The sequence below is a fragment of the Cellulosimicrobium sp. I38E genome, assembly GCF_001647255.1.
Lineage (GTDB): Bacteria > Actinomycetota > Actinomycetes > Actinomycetales > Cellulomonadaceae > Cellulosimicrobium > Cellulosimicrobium cellulans_E.
The window spans coordinates 23,129-42,163 of the sequence record NZ_LUAZ01000027.1 but is presented as its reverse complement, the minus strand read 5'-3'; the positions used below and the strand labels follow the sequence as shown (position 1 = coordinate 42,163).

At 69.6% G+C, this 19,035-nt stretch carries 14 protein-coding genes; 10 read left to right on the top strand and 4 right to left on the bottom strand.

Going from position 1 to position 19,035, the window contains the following annotated elements:
• The first annotated feature begins 236 nt into the window (after window positions 1-236).
• The 10 genes from A0J59_RS09755 to A0J59_RS09720 all read left to right on the top strand — a co-directional run bounded on the left by A0J59_RS09755 (window position 237) and on the right by A0J59_RS09720 (window position 12,095).
• Window positions 237-1,259: a 3-oxoacyl-ACP synthase III gene (locus A0J59_RS09755; RefSeq protein WP_064315982.1), complete on the top strand. Its 1,023-nt coding sequence runs from the start codon at window positions 237-239 to the stop codon at window positions 1,257-1,259.
• Window positions 1,256-3,910, top strand: coding sequence for an alpha/beta fold hydrolase (locus A0J59_RS09750; protein WP_156532934.1), 2,655 nt, complete (start codon window positions 1,256-1,258; stop codon window positions 3,908-3,910). The genes A0J59_RS09755 and A0J59_RS09750 overlap by 4 nt, the downstream gene beginning before the upstream one ends.
• The gene (locus A0J59_RS09745) at window positions 3,907-4,911 is read left to right on the top strand and encodes an NAD(P)-dependent oxidoreductase (protein WP_064315981.1); all 1,005 of its coding nucleotides are present in this window, start codon (window positions 3,907-3,909) and stop codon (window positions 4,909-4,911) included. The genes A0J59_RS09750 and A0J59_RS09745 overlap by 4 nt, the downstream gene beginning before the upstream one ends.
• Window positions 4,912-5,013: 102 nt before the next feature.
• Window positions 5,014-5,328 carry a transposase gene (locus A0J59_RS09740; protein ID WP_064315980.1) on the top strand — a complete coding sequence of 105 codons (315 nt, stop codon included), beginning with the start codon at window positions 5,014-5,016 and terminating at the stop codon, window positions 5,326-5,328.
• Window positions 5,280-5,687, top strand: coding sequence for an IS3 family transposase (locus A0J59_RS21190; RefSeq protein WP_369799763.1), 408 nt, complete (start codon window positions 5,280-5,282; stop codon window positions 5,685-5,687). The genes A0J59_RS09740 and A0J59_RS21190 overlap by 49 nt, the downstream gene beginning before the upstream one ends.
• Before the next feature lie 46 nt (window positions 5,688-5,733).
• Window positions 5,734-6,042, top strand: coding sequence for a DDE-type integrase/transposase/recombinase (locus A0J59_RS22625; protein WP_082918893.1), 309 nt, complete (start codon window positions 5,734-5,736; stop codon window positions 6,040-6,042).
• Complete coding sequence (locus tag A0J59_RS21180; RefSeq protein ID WP_082918892.1) at window positions 5,934-6,158, top strand: IS3 family transposase; 225 nt, start codon at window positions 5,934-5,936, stop codon at window positions 6,156-6,158. Before A0J59_RS22625 ends, A0J59_RS21180 begins: the two co-directional genes overlap by 109 nt.
• A 111-nt stretch (window positions 6,159-6,269) precedes the next feature.
• Window positions 6,270-7,850 carry a class I SAM-dependent DNA methyltransferase gene (locus A0J59_RS09730; protein ID WP_064315979.1) on the top strand — a complete coding sequence of 527 codons (1,581 nt, stop codon included), beginning with the start codon at window positions 6,270-6,272 and terminating at the stop codon, window positions 7,848-7,850.
• Entirely contained in the window at window positions 7,843-9,039 is a 1,197-nt protein-coding gene (locus A0J59_RS09725; RefSeq protein ID WP_220084463.1) for a restriction endonuclease subunit S, read from the top strand. Before A0J59_RS09730 ends, A0J59_RS09725 begins: the two co-directional genes overlap by 8 nt.
• A complete protein-coding gene (locus tag A0J59_RS09720; protein ID WP_064315978.1) occupies window positions 9,039-12,095 on the top strand; it encodes a type I restriction endonuclease subunit R in 3,057 nt (1,018 codons plus the stop codon). Before A0J59_RS09725 ends, A0J59_RS09720 begins: the two co-directional genes overlap by 1 nt.
• A 76-nt stretch (window positions 12,096-12,171) precedes the next feature.
• On the opposite strand, the gene A0J59_RS09715 is transcribed toward A0J59_RS09720, so the two are convergent.
• The 4 genes from A0J59_RS09715 to metH all read right to left on the bottom strand — a co-directional run bounded on the left by A0J59_RS09715 (window position 12,172) and on the right by metH (window position 18,910).
• The gene (locus tag A0J59_RS09715) at window positions 12,172-12,597 is read right to left on the bottom strand and encodes a DUF6228 family protein (RefSeq protein WP_220084462.1); all 426 of its coding nucleotides are present in this window, start codon (window positions 12,595-12,597) and stop codon (window positions 12,172-12,174) included.
• 9 nt (window positions 12,598-12,606) lie between these two features.
• Window positions 12,607-13,518, bottom strand: coding sequence for an IS5 family transposase (locus A0J59_RS21560; protein ID WP_255365120.1), 912 nt, complete (start codon window positions 13,516-13,518; stop codon window positions 12,607-12,609).
• Between the two features lie 47 nt (window positions 13,519-13,565).
• Window positions 13,566-14,606: an HNH endonuclease gene (locus tag A0J59_RS09700; protein ID WP_064315975.1), complete on the bottom strand. Its 1,041-nt coding sequence runs from the start codon at window positions 14,604-14,606 to the stop codon at window positions 13,566-13,568.
• A gap of 710 nt (window positions 14,607-15,316) precedes the next feature.
• Window positions 15,317-18,910 (bottom strand): methionine synthase, encoded by a 3,594-nt coding sequence (gene metH, locus A0J59_RS09695; protein WP_064315974.1) that lies wholly within the window; start codon window positions 18,908-18,910, stop codon window positions 15,317-15,319.
• Window positions 18,911-19,035 lie beyond the last annotated feature (125 nt).

The window sequence follows — 19,035 nt, the reverse complement described above, 5'->3', positions numbered from 1 at the left end:
GCGGGGCGCCGCGGAAGTCATCGAGCAGGAGAGCGAGCGACGGCTGCGCCGACGTGGCGCACCCCACAACGCCCGGTTGGAACGGCGGGCATCCGCCGAGCGTCCTACGCTCAAGGACGCGGGAGTGGGCGGCACCAGCCGTCGCCCCTGCCCGGCGCGGTCGCACCGGCGGTCACGTCCCCCGGTCGTCTCGTCGCTGAGCCGGGCGCTCGCGCGTCCGGCCGTCTGGAGCTCGTGTGTCAGGTAACGCCACCGTCAGGTTCACCAACGTCGCGCTGCTGTCCGTCACCAGCCGGCTTCCCGCCGGCGTGCGGACGTCTGCCGAGGTGCAGGAGCGTCTCGCTCCGGCCCTGCGACGGCTGCGCCTGCCGTGCACGCTGCTGCAACGCGTGGCGGGCGTGCACGAGCGGCGCGCCTGGACCGCGCAGGAGGACGTCGACGCCGCCACGGTCGCCGCGGGGCAGGAGGCGCTGCGCGCCGCCGGGGTGGACCCGAGCGACGTCGGGCTCCTGATCAACACGTCGGTCACGCGCAAGCACCTCGAGCCGTCGGTCGCGGTGCGGCTGCACCACGGGCTCGACCTGCCGTCGTCCGCCACCAACTTCGACGTCGCCAACGCGTGCCTCGGCTTCATCAACGGCATGAGCCTCGCCGCGGGCATGATCGAGTCCGGCCAGATCCGCTACGCGGTCGTCGTGGACGGCGAGGATGCCGACGTCATCCATGACCGCACGATCGAGCGGCTGCTGCGCGACGACCGCGACCGCGACGACTTCATGCAGGAGTTCGCCTCGCTCACACTCGGCTCCGGCTCGGCCGCCGCCGTGCTGGGCCGCGCCGACGAGCACCCGCGCGCCCACCGCGTGCTCGGGGGCGTCACCCGCGCCGCCACGCGGTTCCACGACCTGTGCGTGGGCAGCACCGAGGGCATGTTCACCGACGCCAAGGCGCTGCTCGAGGGCGGCCTCGAGCTCGTCGTGGACGCCTGGAAGGACGCCGTCGCCGACTGGGACTGGTCGTCCATGGACCGGTACGTCACGCACCAGGTCTCGCGCGTGCACACGGACGCGATCGTCGAGGCGGTGGGCCTGAACCCCTCCCGCGTGCCCGTCACCTACGACCGGCTCGGCAACGTGGGGCCGGCGTCCGTGCCGATCACGCTCGTCGAGGAGCAGGACACGCTCAGGGCTGGCGACCGCGTGCTGCTCATGGGCGTGGGCTCCGGCATCAACACGGCGATGCTGGAGCTGGCCTGGTGAGCGGGCCCGCCCTCACGCCCGCGACCGATCCCCTCCTGCGCCCCGCCGGCACCGTCCCGCACGGGCTGCCGGGCCTGGACCCGCGGTACAGCCACGTGCTGCGCGACGCCCGGGGCGCGACCTGGCACTACCTTGACACGGGTCCTGAGCTCGCTCGGCACGGCGTCGCACCCGTCGGCACGGTGCTGGCCGTGCACGGCAACCCCACGTGGTCCTACCTGTGGCGGGGTCTCGTCACCGACTCCGTGGCCGCCGCCCAGGGTGGCGGAGTGGCGTGGCGCGTCGTCGCCGTCGACCAGCTCGAGATGGGGTTCTCCGCCCGCACGGGCGAGCACCGCCCGCTCGCCCGCCGCGTCGCCGACCTGGGCGCCTTTACCGACGCCCTGGGTCTCGTCGGGCCCGTCGTCACCCTCGGCCACGACTGGGGCGGCGTCGTCTCCCTCGGCTGGGCCGTCGACCACCCCGACCTCCTCGCCGGCGTCGCGCTGCTCAACACGGCCGTGCACCAGCCCGACGGCGCCCCGGTGCCCGCGCCACTGCGCCTCGCGCTCGCCGGACCCGTGCACCGGCTCGGCACCCGCACGACGCCCGCCTTCCTCGACACGACGCTCGCCCTGGCGCGCCCGCGCCTGCCAGCCGACGTCGCCAAGGCCTACCGGCTGCCCTACCGCGCCGCGCACGACCGCGACGGGATCGAGGGCTTCGTCGCCGACATCCCTGTGAACGCCGCGCACCCCAGCGCGCCCGAGCTCGACCGCATCGCCGCCGGCGTCACGCGGCTCCGCGTGCCCGCCGTGCTGCTGTGGGGACCGCACGACCCGGTGTTCTCCGACCGCTATCTCGACGACCTCGTGCGCCGGCTGCCGCACGCGCACGTGCACCGGTTCGCGGACGCGGGCCATCTCGTCGCCGAGGACGCCGACTGGACGCCTGCCGTTCTCGGGTGGCTCGGGGACGACGTGCTGTCCGGTGTCGTTGCCGACGGTGCTGAGCGGGGTACCGCCGCGCCGTTCGTGCCGCTGTGGGCGGGGCTCGACGCGCGCGCGGGGGACGACGCGCCCGCGGTGCTGGACATGGCGGCGACCGATGCCGACGGGTCTGCCCGGGTCGTGAGCTGGCGGGCGCTGGACCGGCAGGTGCGGCGGGTGGCGGCAGGGCTGCACGCGATCGGGGTGCGCCGGGGCGACCGGGTGTCGCTGCTGGTGGAACCTGGTCCCACGCTGACCGCGCTGGTCTACGCGTGCCTGCGGATCGGGGCCGTCGTGGTGGTCGCCGACGCCGGGCTGGGGGTCCGCGGGCTCACCCGCGCCCAGCGCGGGGCGTGGCCGCGGTTCGTCGTCGCGCAGACCAAGGGACTGGCCGCGGCACGCGCGCTAGGCTGGCCCGGCGTGCGGATCTCGGCCGACCCGCTCGCGCCCGCGGTCCGTCGTGCGCTGGGCGTGACGCACGAGCTCGTCGACGTCGCGCGCGCCGGGGAGGGCGCGACGCTGCCGCCCGAGCCCGGCCCCGACGACGAGGCCGCCGTGCTGTTCACGTCCGGGTCCACGGGCCCGGCGAAGGGCGTCGTGTACTCCCACGCCCGCCTCTCCGCGCTGCGGGACACGCTCGCCGAGCACTTCGACGTCGGCCCCGACACCGGGCTCGTCACGGGCTTCGCCCCGTTCGCGCTGCTCGGCCCCGCGCTCGGCACCCGGTCGGTGACGCCGCGCATGGACGTCTCCTCGCCGCGCACGCTCACCGCCCGGGCCGTCGCCGACGCCGTGCGCGCGTCGGACGCGCGCATCGTGTTCCTCTCGCCCGCCGCGATCCTCAACGTGGTCGCGACCGCCGACGCGCTCGACGCCGCCGACCGCACCGCCCTCGCGCGCGTGCGCACGTTCCTCTCCACGGGCGCGCCGATCTCGGCCGAGCTGCTCGGCTCCGCCGCCGAGCTCATGCCCGCCGCCACCCCGCACACCCCGTACGGGATGACGGAGTGCCTCCTGGTCACGGACGTCACGCTCGACGGCATCCGCGACGCCGCCGCGGCCCCCGACGCCGGAGTGTGCGTCGGTCGCCCCGTGCCCGGCGCGGAGGTGCTCGTCAGCGCGCTCGACGACGACGGCGCCGCGACCGGCACGCCGTCGGCCGCGCCCGGCGTGCTCGGGGAGGTCCTCGTGCGGGCCGGGCACCTCAAGGAGCGCTACGACCGCCTGTGGCTCACCGACCTGGCCGCCGAACGCGGCACCCCGCCCGGGCACTGGCACCGCACCGGCGACGTCGGGCACCTCGACGCGGAGGGTCGCCTGTGGATCGAGGGGCGGCTCGGGCACGTGCTCCGCACTACCGACGGTCCGTTGGCACCCGTGGGTCCGGAGCAGCACGTGGAGCGGGCGGAGCAGGTGCGGCGGGCCGCCGTCGTCGGCGTCGGACCCGCGGGCCGGCAGCAGACGGTCGCGGTGGTCGAGACCGTGCCCGGCACCCGGCGACCCGGGCTGGCGCCCGAGGCGCTGACCGCCGCCGTGCGCGCTGCGTCGCCTGTGGCGCTCGCAGCCGTGCTCGTCGTGCCGCGCATGCCCACCGACGTGCGGCACAACTCCAAGATCGACCGGACGCGCCTCGCCGCCTGGGCGGACGGCGTCCTCGCCGGCGGGCGGGTGGGGCAGCCGTGACCGTGCTCGTGACCGGGGCGTCGGGACTGCTCGGAGGCGCCGTCGCCCGTGCGCTCGTGGCTCGCGGCGACGAAGTCCGCACGCTCCAGCGTCGAGCCTCCGGCGTGCCGGGCGCGAAGGACGTCCAAGGGTCCGTGACCGATCCGTCCGCCGTCGCGCGCGCCGTCGAGGGCGTCGAGGCGGTCGTGCACCTCGCGGCCAAGGTGTCGCTCGCGGGCGAGCCCGCGGAGTTCCGCGCCGTGAACGTCGAGGGCACGGGCGCGCTCCTCGACGCGGCCGAGAGCGCCGGGGTCGAGCGGTTCGTGCAGGTGTCCTCGCCGTCCGTGGCCCACCTGGGCTCGTCCCTGGTCGGGGCGGGCACGACGCCGGCCGACCCCCGGCACGCGCGCGGCGAGTACGCGCGCACGAAGGCGGCGGCCGAGCTGCTCGCGCTAGGCCGGGACCGCCGTCGGCGGCCGGACGGGTCGGGCGGGACCGGGCCGAGCGTCGTCGCCGTGCGCCCGCACATCGTCTGGGGGCCAGGCGACACCCAGCTCGTCGAGCGGGTGCTCGAGCGGGCCGCAGGCGGGCGCCTGCCCCTGCTGGGGCACGGCGCGGCGCTCATCGACACGCTCTACGTGGACAACGCCGCGGACGGCATCCTCGCCGCGCTCGACCGTGCCCACCACGTGCACGGCCGCGCGTACGTGCTGACCAACGGCGAGCCGCGCACCGTCGCCGACCTGCTCACGGGCATCTGCCGGGCGGGCGGCGTCGAGCCACCGCGGTGGCGCGTACCGGCCGGGGTCGCGCGCGCCGCGGGCAGCCTGGTCGAGGCCGTCTGGCGTGTACGTCCGGGCGCCGACGAGCCACCGATGACGCGGTTCCTCGCCGAGCAGCTGTCGACCGCGCACTGGTTCGATCAGCGGGCCACCCGCCGCGACCTGCGCTGGTGCCCCGCCGTGAGCGTCGACGAAGGGCTGCGGCGCCTGGCCGCGCACTACGGCGGCACGGCCGCTTGACGCTGGTGTGTTGTCCCCGGGTGCAGTGGAGGTGGTGTGTCCCGCGTTCCGTGGAGTCGGATTACTGGATTCTTGTGCCACCTGACCCTGTAGGAGGGCCTCGTGGGACGTCGTGGATATCCGCCGGAGTTCCGGCGCAAGGTGTTGTACCTGCTCGAGTCGGGCCGCAAGGTCGCGGACATCGCTCGCGATCTCGAGATCAGCGACCAGACGATCTACGCCTGGCGGCGACGGGACCGCATCGACAATGGTCCAGAGCCGGGCCTGACCAGCGGTGAGGAGGCAGAGCTGGTTGCGGCCAGGAAGCGGATCGCCGAGCTTGAAACCGAGCTGGCGGTCCACCGGCGCGCGAGCGAGTTTTGGGGACAGTGGTGCCCTCAAGAGGCGGTTCGAAGCGATCGTGGTGGTGGCCAGTGAAGGGCTGCCGGTTCGGCCGGCAGTACAGGTCCTTGGCTGCTCGGAGTCCGGCTACTACGCCTCCCTGGTGCCGGGCCCCCTCGGTCCGACACGCGCGACGCGCCCTGCTGACCGAGACCATCCGCACCATCCACACCGCCTCGCGCGGCGTCTACGGCGCCCGGCGGGTGCACGCCGAGCTGACCAAGGGCCACGGCATCCAGGTCTGGCACGGCACGGTGGAGATGCTCATGGCCCGTGCTGGCCTCAAGGGCGTGGGCGGGGGTCCGAAGTGGTGTCGCGCCCGGCCCGACCTCATCTCCACCGACCTCGTCGATCGGCAATTCGCCCGCGATGGCGTGAACGAGTCGTGGGACTGACATCACCGAGCACCCCACCCGTGAGGGCAAGGTATACTGCACCGTCGTGCTCGACTTCTGCTCGCGGCGCGTGGTCGGGTGGTCGATCGACTCAGCGCCGACCGCAGCCCTGGTCACCAACGCGCTCGGCATGGCCATCGAGAACCGCCGGCCACCGGCCGGGACGATCATTCATTCCGACACGGAGTCCAGTTCGGTTGCTGAGCCTTCACCACGCGAGCGAAGGCATCTGGCCTCGTGCCCTCTATGGGATCGATCGGCCACTGCTACGACAACGCCGTCATCGAGAGCTTCTGGTCGAGCATGCAGGTCGAACTCCTGGACCGGCGTCGATGGCGTACCCGCCTGGAACTAGCGAACGCGATCTTCGAGTACCTCGATTTCTTCCACAACCGCCAGCGCCGCCACTCCGCGCTCGGATGGCTGACGCCCGTAGAGTTCGAGAACACAGTAACGATCACCGTGGCCTAGATTCCAGCAATCCGACTCCACGGAAGCCGGGGCACACCAGAGCCTCCATCCGACCCGGGGCGCGACAGATAGCCTCGGACACGAGAAATCACCGCAACGACCGAGGACGGCATGAGCGCGCGCATCACGCAGCAAGAGATCGAGAACCGACTGTGGGACGCCGCGGACGAGTTGCGGGTGGCGATGCCGGAGGCGCAGTACTCCTCGGTGATCTTCCCGTTGATGTTCTGGAAGTACCTCTCGGACACGTGGGATCACCAGCACGAACTGTTCCTCGCCGAGAACGAAGGGCTTGAAGGTCTGACGGAGGACGAGGCGCGGGAGATCGAGTACCGCGATTACCAGTCCTTCGAGATCCCGTTGATCAACCGGGGCAAGGTCGGCGAGGTGCGCGCATCGTGGTCGGCGATCCTCGCGACGGTCACCCAGCCGGGCCTCGGCGCCCGGGTGCGCGCGTCCCTCCAGGCGATCGAGACGGCGAACCCGTCCCGGTTCTCGAAGATCTTCGGGTCGATGACGTGGACGTCCGCGGAGGTGCTGAGCGCCGAGGTCCTGACCGGCGTGATGCAGGCGATGGATCGCGTGCCGGCGATGCACGAGGGCAACATGTCGCACGACGTCCTCGGCGGAGCGTACGAGTACCTGCTCAAGCGGTTCTCTGACGGGTCCGGCACGCGGGCAGGGCAGTTCTTCACGCCACGCGAGGTCGTCGAACTCATCGTCGCCCTGCTCGACCCGCGCAACTTCGAGTCGGTGTACGACCCGACGTGCGGGTCGGGCGGCATGCTCATCGCGGCGGCGAACCTGCTCAAGGAGCACGGCGGCCGCGGCTACACCCTGCATTTGTACGGGCAGGAGGCTGTCGCCGACACCGCCGGTGTGGCCCGCATGAATCTGTTCATGCACAACCTCACGCAGTTCGACGTCGAGGTCGGCGACACCCTGAAGAACCCGGTGTTCAAGCAGCCCGACGGGTCCGTCGCGAAGTTCGATGTGATCGTCGCCAACCCGCCCTACTCGCTCAAATGGACCCCGTGGACCCGCGACGTGCGCGCGCTCGGTGGCGTCGCACCGCGTTCGACGGCGGACTGGGCGTTCGTGCAGCACATGATCGCGTCCATGAAGCCGCACTCGGGGCGCGCGGGCGTCGTGCTCCCGCACGGCGTGCTGTTCCGCGGTGGCCAGGAGGCCGCGATCCGGCAGCGGGTCGTCGAGGACGACCTGCTCGAGGCAGTCATCGGCCTGCCCGCGAACCTCTTCTACTCGACGTCGATCCCGACCTGCATCCTCGTCTTCCGCGCCCCCGGCACCAAAGCGGAGGAGCGCCGCAACGGCGCCCTGTTCGTCGACGCGTCCGAGCGGTTCGTCAAGGGCAAGAACCGCAACAGCCTCACCGCCGCTGACGTCGCTGACATCGTCACCACGTACCACTCCGCGTTCGACGACGACGGGCAGCCCGTCGACCCCGACGGTGAGGGCGGTGTCCAGGCCCGGTTCGTGCCGGCCGGGGAGATCAAGGGCAACGGGTTCGACCTCAACATCGGACGCTACCTCAAGCAGGCCGCCGCCGAACAGGCCGACCTCGGCACGGTCATCGAGGCGTACAACCTCGCCCGCGCCGAGAGGCAGAAGGCGGAGGAGCGGATGCTCGCGGTGCTCGCGGAGGCGGGGATCGGCGGTTTCGATGAGTAAGGGCTACGCGACTCGACTGCTCGCCGACCTGATGTACCTCGACGTTGAGCGTGAGCCAATGACTGGTGGTCGCACCTACCGTCTCGCGGGCGTGCTGAACGCGGGACAGGGCCTTGTCGGCAAGGGGGAGTTCGATGGCGGCGACACGGAGTACGCCGCCATGAACGTGCTCCGTGAAGGCCAGGTGGTCATGCGAAAGCTCACCGCGTGGGAAGGTCCGATCACGGTGGTGCCCGCCGAGTACGACGGGTTCGTGGTGAGCGGCGAGTTCCCGACGTTTACTCTCAGGAATGACATCGCGCCGGAGTGGTTTCGGCTGGTGTGCCAGTCGCCGCGCCTCTGGGCCCAGATGAAGAGCCGCGTCGTCGGAACGGTCCAGCGCCGCAAACGCCTCAACCCGGACCAACTTCTGGCGATCGAGCTCCCGGTGCCGCCCTTGTCGGTGCAGCAGCGGATAGCCGACGTCGTCGGCACAGTCGACGATCAGATCGCCGCACTCGATGCCGAGGCCGCTCGGCTCTCGGACGTGCTGCGGGCTCGTCGGGCTGAGGTGATGGCGGATCCGGGCGTCCCGGAAGTCCGAGCCGATGCTGCGTTCGCCATCCTATTGGGACGCCAGCGATCGCCGCAGCGCGCGAGTGGTCCGTCGATGACTAAGTACCTGCGTTCGGCCAACGTTGGCTACGGGACTCTGGACCTTGACGATGTCATGCAGATGGACTTTGACCAGCGTGAGCAAGAGACATTCGGGCTTCGGGACGGCGACGTCCTGGTTTCCGAAGGCAGCGCCAGCGAGAAGGCAGTTGGCATGCCCGCGATGTGGCGGGCTGAGCTTACGGGCCCCGTCTGTTTCCAGAACACGTTGCTGCGTTACCGTGCGATTGATGGCGTCAGCAGTTCTGGGTTCACACACCACTGGTGCCTCTGGGCATACGAGGCGGGCAGGTTCCGTGATGCTGCGGGTGGGACGAACATCAAGCACATCGGGTCTACCCGCGCTGGCGCCATGCCTGTTCGACTTCCTGACATCTCGCAACAGGAACTGATCGTCAGAGAACTCGACGCGTTCGCCGACGTCCAGGTCGCTGCTCGTGCGGAGTCAGAGGGCCTCCGTGCCGTGCGCTCGTCGCTCCTGTCGGCCCTGTTGAGCCGTGAGATCGAGATCAACGTGGCAGAGGAGGTTGTCTGATGGCCAAGGGCATCCGGGAGCGCGAGTTTCAGAACCGGCTCATCGAATGGTCGCTGCCGCTCGGGTGGCAGTACACGCCAGGCCGGAAGCTGCCGCGCGCGAACACGCAGACGGTTCTTGAGCCGTACCTGCGCGATGCCGTTGTGAGGCTCAACGCGGACGTGATCGACGAATTCGACGTCGACGAGGTCGTCGGGAAGGTCGTCGCCACGGTCAACGCCGTCGAGGGCGGGCTGGTCGCAGCGAACGAGCGGGTGCTGCGCCTGCTAGGCGGCAGCGAGGAGTTCCGCAGCGCCGACGGTCGGTGGGTGCCGCTGCGGTTCGTCGATCTGGACGATCCGGCGTCGAACACCCTGTTGGTCTCGGATGAGGTGACGATCTCGGTGCCGGGGCAGAAGCCGCGGCGGTTCGATGTCGTGCACTGGGTCAACGGGCTGCCGGTCGTCGTCACGGAGATCAAGGCGCCGACGTCGGACTCGACGTGGCGGACTGCCGCGACGGAGATCAACGACGTGTATGCGGCGGAGTACCCGTGGTTCTTCACGCCGAACGTGTTCTGCCTGGCGTCGGACGGGGTCAGGTTGCGGTTCGGTGGGGCGCGGACGCCGACGAACCTGTGGCAGCCGTTCCGCTCGACGCTCGACCCAGAGGATCTGGGCGGGATGGCGGACGTGCAGCGTAGCGTCGAACTGCTGTTGCACCCGGCGACCGTGCTCGACCTGCTTGTTAACTTCTGCCTCTTTGACACGGCGGGTGGGGGAGTGGACAGGAAGTACCTGCCCCGATACCCCCAGAAGGAGGCGGCGCACCTCATCCACGAGCGCGTCGTCGCCGGGGGTGAGCGTGGCCTGATCTGGCACCACCAGGGGTCCGGCAAGACGCTGCTCATGGTGTTCGCCGCGTCGCTGCTGCTCAACGACGCCCGCACGGACTCGCCGACGATCATTCTGCTCTCAGACCGTACGCAGCTCGTGCGACAGACCGCCGGTGTGTTCACCTCCGCGATGGGTAGCCAGTTCTTCCACGAACCGGCGTCCGGCGCCGAGCTGCACGACCTGCTCGAACGCGACGTACGCGGCGTCATCTCCACGACGGTACACAAGTTCGCGGACGCCGGCCCGAACCTCACCGACAGGTCCAACGTCGTCGTGATGATTGACGAGGCACACCGCACCCAGGAGGGGTCGCTCGGCGCGAAGATGCGCGCGGCGCTGCCGAACGCGAAGTACTTCGGTATGACGGGCACCCCGATCCGGGACCTGACCCGGGACACATTCGCGCTGTTCGGTGACCCGTCCGATCGCGGCATGGTGATGCACCACTACTCAGTGACCCGGTCGCTGCGCGACGAGGCGACGGTCCCGGTGCTGCTCGAACCGCGGCCGGTCGGGTTCGAAGCGGACGACGAGGAGCTTCAGCGGCAGTTCGACGAGTTCGCGGCGACCAACAACCTCGATGAGGCGGACAAGGCGACCCTGACGCGGAAGTTCGGACGACTCACGTCGGTGTTCACGAACCCGGACCGAATCGACGCCGTCTGCCAGGACATCGTCGACCACTACCTCGGCGGGGCCTACCGCAACGGGATGAAGGCGCAGGTTGTTGCCTACAACCGGGAACTCGCCGTCGCGTACACGGCGAAGATCAACGAGCTGCTCGGCGCCTTTGACGCGAAGCAGGCGCTCGCCGACGTCGGCCGGCATGAGGCGATCACCGCCGAGGTGAACATCTCCGTGGCGGACTCGAAGGACGAGGACCCCGCATTGCGGGCGCACCGGCTCTCCGAGGCGGACGAGGAGGAGCAGAAGCTCCGGTTCCTGACACCTGACGACCCGCTGTGCTTCCTGGTCGTGACCGCGAAACTCATGACCGGGTTCGACGCGCCGAACGAGGGCGTTCTCTACCTCGACAAGCCGCTCAAGGCACACAACCTGTTCCAGACGATCACGCGCCCCAACCGCACATGGGTCTCGCCCTCCGGGTTCACCAAGACGCAGGGAGCCGTCGTCGACTACATCGGCCTCGCCGAAGAGGTCCAGAAGGCCGTCGCGGACCCGCCCGCGGCGAAGACCGGCGGCGGATTCGTCCTCGACATCACGGAGATGGTCGACGAGTTCCGCGCCGCTGTCGCACGGCTCGAAGACCTGTTCGCCGATGCCGACGACGTCATCGACTTCCGCAACGACTACGGGACAGTCCGGGCGATCTCGACGCACCTCGACGAGAATCCCGGCCTGGAGGTGCCGTTCAAGCGGGACTACCGCCTCCTGGCGAAGGTCTACCCGTACGTCCATGAAGACAAGCGGCTCCGCAAGTTCCACGAGACGTTCCGGCTGTTCGGGTCGGTGTACATCACCCTCTACAAGCAGTCCACGGACGAGGAGCGCAGGGAGCGACTCGGCGAGCTCGGGCCGATGGTGCTCGACATCATCAACGCCAACATCCACTCCTTCGAGGTGCGCGCGGCACAGGAGGAGTCCCTCGTCCTGGACGCATTCGGCATCGCGATCCTCAAGGAACTCATGGCGATCGTGCCCGCCTGCCCCGGCGGCGACGACGAGGGACGGAAGGCGCCCTCCGCATCCGACATTCTCGACCGGATCAAGGCTGCGCTCGACGCGGGCGTCGACGAGCAGTCAGGCAAGTACGTCGCGCTCGCCAAGCGGATCCGCGAACTGCGCGAGCGCATCATCCAGGGGGCGAACGACGCCCTGGAGTTCCTGGCCGACGCGCTCAAGGTCGCCAAAGCCGTCGTCGAGGCGGCCGAGACTCCGGAAGCTGCGCTCGTCGTCGACGACGACCACATCGGCGTGCTCTCCCGGATCATCGAGGAGCACTCGCCGACGGGCCTCTCCATCACGGAAAGGCGCCTGGCCGAGGAGATCGACGAGGTCGTCACCAAGGTGCTCACCCACTCGTACGACAACGCCGAGGAGCGGAACAAGGCGGTGCGCCGGTCCGCGGCGGCGGTGTTCCGGCGTTACCAACTCAAGCCTGTCGGCGAGCCGTACGACTCGACGGTGGAGTACGTCGAGGCGCACTACCTGGTCGACTAGGACGTGTCTCCTAAAGGAAGGCACGGAGCGACAGTGCAGTTGACCTCTTGACCGCTGATTACGCGGACCTCGGGGATCAGGTCGAGGTGTCGAGAAGGGCGTGAAACGCATCTGCTATGCGGCGCACGTCCTCACCTGCTCCGTGGTGCGTCGTCGTCGAGAAGGTCCAGGAGTCGTCGTTGTACGGCCTGTTCGTGACCTCCCACCGGAGGTGAACATGACCGTCGTGACGCGCGACAACACGCAACTCGTCCTCAAGCGACTGCCAGGTACGTTCGCCTGTCCACCCTCGGAACTCGTCGTACAGGCCGTACAGAAACGCCGAGAGTCCGCCGCTTCCCAGGGAGAGAATGATCCGCTGCTCGACTTGCAGATGGTCTCCGACTGCCCGAACGAGCATCCCAGACACGTACGGGTCGTCGGGACCGTATGGAAACGACTGTTCGAACTCCAGCGTCAAGCCGGTCGAAGCGGGAATGCGCACCGCAGCCTGATCGAACACGCCGCCAATCTACCGGGATCGCAACCAACTGATGATCGCCGCCAGTACTGCTCCGGCCCGGTACACAGCGGCGTGCTTGTCGTAGCGGGTGGCGAGGCCGCGCCATTGCTTGAGCAGGTTGAAGGACCGCTCGACGACGTTCCTCCGCTTGTACGTCTCCCGGTCGAGCTTCGGCGGGCGACCGCCTCTTGCCCCACGCCGCTTGCGGTTGGCCTGCTGGTCGGACGGCTCAGGGACCACGGCCCTGATCCCGCGCCGACGCAGCATCGCCCGGTTCCCGCGCGAGGAGTACGCCTTGTCCCCGAGCACCGCGTCCGGCGTGGTCCGCGGCCGGCCCGCACCGAGGCGTGGGACGCTGATGTCTGCCAGCACGAGCTCGAGCGCGCGCCCGTCGTGAGACTGCCCTGGAGTCACCACCACCGCCAGCGGGCGGCCACGCCCGTCGACAGCGTGGTGAATCTTGCTCGTCAACCCGCCACGAGACCGCCCATTGCCATGACCTTCGGGTTCACTGTGGACGACGCCCTCGCGAAGCCTCTTGTGATTCGACGTCGCCCCCTGTGTCCTGCTCTGCGCGCCTCGTGTTCGTTGCGTGCTGGTGCGCGCGGTTGATCGTCGAGTCCACCGACACCTTCCAGTCGATCTCACCGGCCGCGTCAGCCTCGGCCATCGGGTGCGCCAGAATGCTGTCCCAGGTGCCGTCGTCGGAGAACCTCTTATGCCGCTTCCACACCTCTGCCACGGCCCGAACGCCTCCCGAGGCAGGTCCCGCCAAGGAATCCCGGTCCGATCCCGGTAGGCGATGCCCTCGACCACAGTGCGGTGATCACCGAACGGGCGACCGACCTTGCCCGCGTTCGACGGCAGCAACGGCTCGATCCGCTCCCACTGCTCGTCCGTAAGAACCTGGAACCGACTCACGGCCTCGAGTCTGACGCCCGCACCAACTAAGAGTTGGGAGACACGCCCTAGTCGTCCTCGATTGGGAACGTCAACTCGCTCGGATGGACCCTCTGTGGCTCGACCCCGCGTTCTTCCGCCGTTTGCTCGACAGCGTCCTTGAGTTGAGTCAGGCCTGTTGGCAGCGCTGGAAGTGGCGTGGACAGGTCGTAGTCGTACCTGGTGTCCGCCACAGGTTCAATGATCCCGTCGCCGACAGGGACGAGAATCACGCCCTCGGCAAACCGGTAGTGGACATCGAGTTCATCCCGCACCGCCCGAATCCACTGGTTGAGCTCGTAAGTCAATCTGTCGCCGAGCCACCACGAGGTCACCATGTTCACCTGGGTCTCGTGGAAAAGGTGCTTGTACGTCGGAGGATCCCAGGTTCGGAGCTGCTTCTCGGCCCTGAACAGCTTGAGCGGCCCGTCTGGTTCGTGAGTCTGCTCGAACTCGTTCGTGATGTGCTCGCAGAGCATTGCGATAAGGTGGCGCAACCGTTCGGCCATTTGCGCGACGGCGGGGAACTCCGAGGGCCAGTCCTTTGCGAGGAGGAATCGGCCCGCCTGGGCGACTGCCTCGAAGTGGGTCTTGCTCAACGTGGGGATGGGGCGGTTCAGTTGCCAGTGGACCGCAGGCCACCGGGCGAACAGGTGGTCTTCGATTCGCTGGACGTCAGCAGCCACGAGGATCTCGGTCTTTGACGTCCGCTCCGCTGCCGCTGATCGTCGTCCACGAACCCACATCTCATGATCTGTCTTGAGTTTCTCGAGCCGCTTGACAGGCCAGTTCTCGGGTTCGGACTTGTCGATGATCGTGTGGTGGGTCGGGCAGAGCAACACGAGGTTGGCGTAGGAGTCCACATTTGGGTAGTCAGGGTCGTATCGCGGTCCGCCCGGAGACTGCGCACGGATGTGCGCCTCCTCCCCGACGACGATGCCCGCACCAATCAGGGGACTGCCCGACACCTCGTCCTCGACCTCGAAGAGCGAGCGACGGCAGTCGGGAAACGCGCATGCGTTTCCCGACTGGACCCACAGTGCCTTCCGGTCAGCTAGTCCGATACCCACAGGTGTCCTTTCAATCGATGCCAGGTCGCCCTGGCGTCCCAACCCGGCAAGGTAAGGTCCAAGACGTCGACCGGAAGCCGGCGGTCAGCGGAACCTCCGTCTCTGGCTGGTCCCAGTTCTCCAGATGCTAGCGAGCCATGACGACGGAACACGGGTCTGCCGGATGGATATGTGACATCTGATCCGTGGCGCCGGGAGGCGTGCTGGAAGGATTAGTTCGAGCGGACCTACCATCGCCGCCGGCGCCAGCACCGGCTCGGTAGCGTTGCGCCTGTCGAGCTCGAGGCCATCATGGCCACTGATGTCGCCCTCGTGGCTGAGGCCGACTGCCACACCTATTCGTCCAGCAGAACCCCCACGGCTGCCCGGATAAGGTTGGAAGAGCTGGTCAGAGTGCATTTGCACAGTCCAACGTTTAGAGCCCTTTCTTTACTGGTTTATGCCATGGAACCGGTGGCGCCACTTGCCTCACGGACTCGGTGCCGCAGGGAACGCGCTCGCGTGGCCGATCGCTACCCGCGCAGGTCGGACCCAATTCGTGTCGTCGGCCAGCGAGGAGTCCGCTTCAGCCCCGCGGCGACACGCTTGCGACACGCTTTGGTACGGTCAGATTCGTCGAGCGACCGCTGAATCCGCGACGCGCAAGCGTAAGCATTGCCGCAGGTCACGGCTACCGAGAGCCACGCCGATCAAACGTCACCGGCAAAACGTCAGACGGAGAAGTACTTCGCTTCGGGGTGATGAAACACGAAGCAATCGGTCGACTGCTCGGGGTGGAGCTGGAGCTCCGCGGAGAGCTCGACGCCTACGCGCTCGGGCCGCAGGAGCTCGACGACCTTGGTGCGGTCCTCCATGTCCGGGCAGGCGGGGTATCCGAGCGAGAAGCGCGCCCCGCGGTACTCGAGCTTGAACATGCCCTCGACCTCGGTCGGGTCCTCGTCGGCGAACCCGAGCTCGGCGCGCACGCGCGAGTGCCACATCTCCGCCAGCGCCTCGGTGAGCTGCACGGACAGGCCGTGGAGCTCCATGTACTCGCGGTAGTGGTTCCCGGCGAACAGCTTCGCGGTGTGCTCGTCGACGCTCGCGCCCATGGTGACGAGCTGGACGGGCAGCACGTCGTACCGGCCCGTCTCCTCGACCCACGACCACGGCTTGACGAAGTCGGCGAGGCACAGGTGCCGGTCGCGGCGCTGGCGCGGGAACGTGAAGCGCAGCCGCTCGGTCCCGGGCCCGCCGCCCGACCCGCCGTCGGGCGCGCCGATGCCCGCGAGCCCGGCACCGTGGTGCGCGACGACGACGTCGTCGCCCTCCGACCACACCGGGAAGTACCCGTACACGACCGACGGGTCGACGACGCCGTCGGTGCGGATCCGCTCGTACCAGGCGTTGAGCCGCGGGCGGCCCTCGGTCTCGACGAGCTCCTCGTACGACGCCCCGTCGTCGCCACGACCCGGCTTGAGGCCCCACTGGCCCATGAACGTCGCGCGCTCGTCGAGGAACGCCGCGTACTCGGCGAGCTGGACGCCCTTGACGAGGCGCGTGCCCCAGAACGGGGGAGCGGGCACCGGGTTGTCGGCCGCGACGTCGGACCGCGCGGGCAGGTCCTCGACGGGCGTCTCGGTCACGGTGACCACCGCATGCCGCCGCTTCTTGAGCGCGGGCAGCCCGACGGCGTCGGGCGACTCGCCGCGCGCCACGCGCACGAGCGGCTCCATGAGGCGCAGGCCCTCGAACGCGTCGCGCGCGTACCGGACGACGCCGGGGAACTGGCCCGCGAGGTCGTCCTCGACGTACGTGCGCGTGAGCGCCGCGCCGCCGAGCAGCACGGGCCAGCGGCCGGCGAGGCCGCGCGACGCGAGCTCCGCGAGGTTCTCCTTCATCACGACGGTGGACTTCACGAGCAGCCCCGACATGCCGATGACGTCGGCGTCGTGCTCCTCGGCGGCCTCGATCATCGCGGAGATCGGCTGCTTGATGCCGATGTTCACGACCGTGTAGCCGTTGTTGGTGAGGATGATGTCGACGAGGTTCTTGCCGATGTCGTGCACGTCGCCGCGCACGGTGGCGAGCACGATCGTGCCCTTGGACCCGCTCGAGCCCTCGATCTTCTCCATGTGCGGCTCTAGGTAGGCGACCGCCGTCTTCATGACCTCGGCGGACTGGAGCACGAACGGGAGCTGCATCTCGCCGCGCCCGAACAGGTCGCCCACGACCTTCATGCCCTCGAGCAGGTGGTCGTTGACGATGTCGAGCGCCTTGAGCCCGGACGCCATCGCGGTGTCGAGGTCCTCCTCGAGACCCTTGCGCGCGCCGTCGACGATCCGTCGCTCGAGCCGTTCGCCCACGGGCAGCGCCGCGAGCTCCGCGGCGCGCTGGTCCTTGAGCGCCGCCGAGTCCACGCCCTCGAACAGCTCGAGCAACCGGGCGAGCGGGTCGTGCACGAGGTTCCCCTCGTCGTCGTACCGCCGCCGGTCCCACACGAGGTCGAGCGCGGCCTCGCGCTGCTCGTCGGGGATCTGCGCGAGCGGCAGGATCTTCGCGGCGTGCACGATCGCGGAGTCGAGCCCGGCCTCGACCGCTTCGTGGAGGAACACGGAGTTGAGCACGGTGCGCGCCGCGGGGTTGAGTCCGAACGACACGTTCGAGACGCCGAGTGTCGTGTGGATGCCGGGGTAGCGGCGCGTGATCTCGCGGATCGCCTCGATCGTCTCGATCGCGTCGCGCCGGGTCTCCTCCTGGCCTGTGGCGATGGGGAACGTCAGGGCGTCGACGATGATGTCGTCGACCCGCATGCCCCAGTCGCGCGTGAGCGTCTCGACGAGCCGGGTCGCGATCTCCACCTTGCCCGACGCGGTCCGCGCCTGGCCCTCCTCGTCGATCGTCAGCGCGACGACGGCCGCCCCGTGCTCGACCACGTGCGGCATGATCCGTGCGAACCGCGACGTCGGCCCGTCGCCGTCCTCGAAGTTCACCGAGTTCACGACGGCGCGCCCGCCCACGAGCTCAAGGCCCGCCGCGATGACCTCGGGCTCGGTCGAGTCGATGACGAGCGGCAGCGTCGACGCGCTCGCGAGGCGGGAGACGACCTGCTTCACGTCCGCGACGCCGTCGCGCCCCACGTAGTCGATGCACACGTCGAGCAGGTGCGCTCCGTCGCGGGTCTGCGCCCGCGCGATCTCGACGCACTCGTCCCAGTTCTCCGCGAGCATCGCCTCGCGGAACGCCTTCGAACCGTTGGCGTTCGTGCGCTCGCCGATCGCGAGGAACGACGCGTCCTGGTGCAGGTCGGTGTGCGAGTACAGGCTCGCGACGCCGTTCTCCCGCTCCGGGTGCCGCTCGACGACGGGCCGCGCACGCACAGCCTCGACGACGCGGCGCAGGTGCTCGGGCGTGGTGCCGCAGCAGCCTCCGACGAGCCCCAGGCCGAACTCGGTGACGAACTGCGTGTGCGCGGCGGCGAGCTCGTCGGGCGTGAGGGGGTACGACGCGCCGTTCGCGCCGAGCACAGGCAGCCCCGCGTTGGGCATGCACGTCACGGGGATCTCTGCGTGCCGCGACAGGTGCCGCAGGTGCTCGCTCATCTCGGCCGGGCCGGTTGCGCAGTTGAGACCGATCGCGTCGACGCCGAGCGCCTGGAGCGTGGTCAGCGCGGCCCCGATCTCGGAGCCCATAAGCATCGTGCCCGTGGTCTCGACCGTCACCTGGACGATCACGGGGACCTCGCGCCCGACGTCGCGCATCGCGCTCCGCGACCCCGTCACCGCGGCCTTCGCCTGGAGCAGGTCCTGGCTCGTCTCGACGAGGATCGCGTCGGCCCCGCCCTCGAGCAGGCCCGCGGCCTGCTCGGCGAACGTGTCGCGCAGGTGCGCGTACGTCGTGTGCCCGAGGCTCGGCAGCTTGGTCCCCGGACCCATCGAGCCGAGCACCCAGCGCGGGTGGTCGGCGGTCGCGTGGGCGTCCGCGCGCTCGCGCGCGATCCGCGCCCCGGCCGCGGCGAGCTCGCGGATCCGGTCGTCGATGTCGTAGTCCGACAGGTTGGACCAGTTGGCCCCGAACGTGTTCGTCTCGATCGCGTCGACCCCGACCTCGAGGTACGCGTCGTGCACCGCGGCGATGATGTCGGGCCGTGAGACGTTGAGGATCTCGTTGCAGCCCTCGAGCCCCTGGTAGTCCTCGAGGGTCGGGTCCTGCTCCTGGATCATCGTGCCCATCGCGCCGTCGGCGACGACGACGCGGGTGCGCAGCGCGTCGGCAAGAGCCCGGGAACGGGCGTCGGCAAGATCCTGGGGGACGACGATCGGCATGCTCGCAGCGTAGATCGCGAACGCCCGGTCGTGGGATGCCGTCTCAGCGGGACCAGATCGCCACCGGACGCATTGCTCGGCGTCCGGGGTGGGCGGGAAAAGCGCGTGCCCGACGGCGCGCGCGC

Bases quoted from the DNA above. Each gene is read 5' to 3' on its own strand.
- A0J59_RS21180 (WP_082918892.1), top strand. From the start codon at position 5,934: ATGGGATCGATCGGCCACTGCTACGACAACGCCGTCATCGAGAGCTTC.
- A0J59_RS09725 (WP_220084463.1), top strand. From the start codon at position 7,843: ATGAGTAAGGGCTACGCGACTCGACTGCTCGCCGACCTGATGTACCTC.
- A0J59_RS09720 (WP_064315978.1), top strand. From the start codon at position 9,039: ATGGCCAAGGGCATCCGGGAGCGCGAGTTTCAGAACCGGCTCATCGAA.
- metH (WP_064315974.1), bottom strand. From the start codon at position 18,910: ATGCCGATCGTCGTCCCCCAGGATCTTGCCGACGCCCGTTCCCGGGCT.
- A0J59_RS09730 (WP_064315979.1), top strand. From the start codon at position 6,270: ATGAGCGCGCGCATCACGCAGCAAGAGATCGAGAACCGACTGTGGGAC.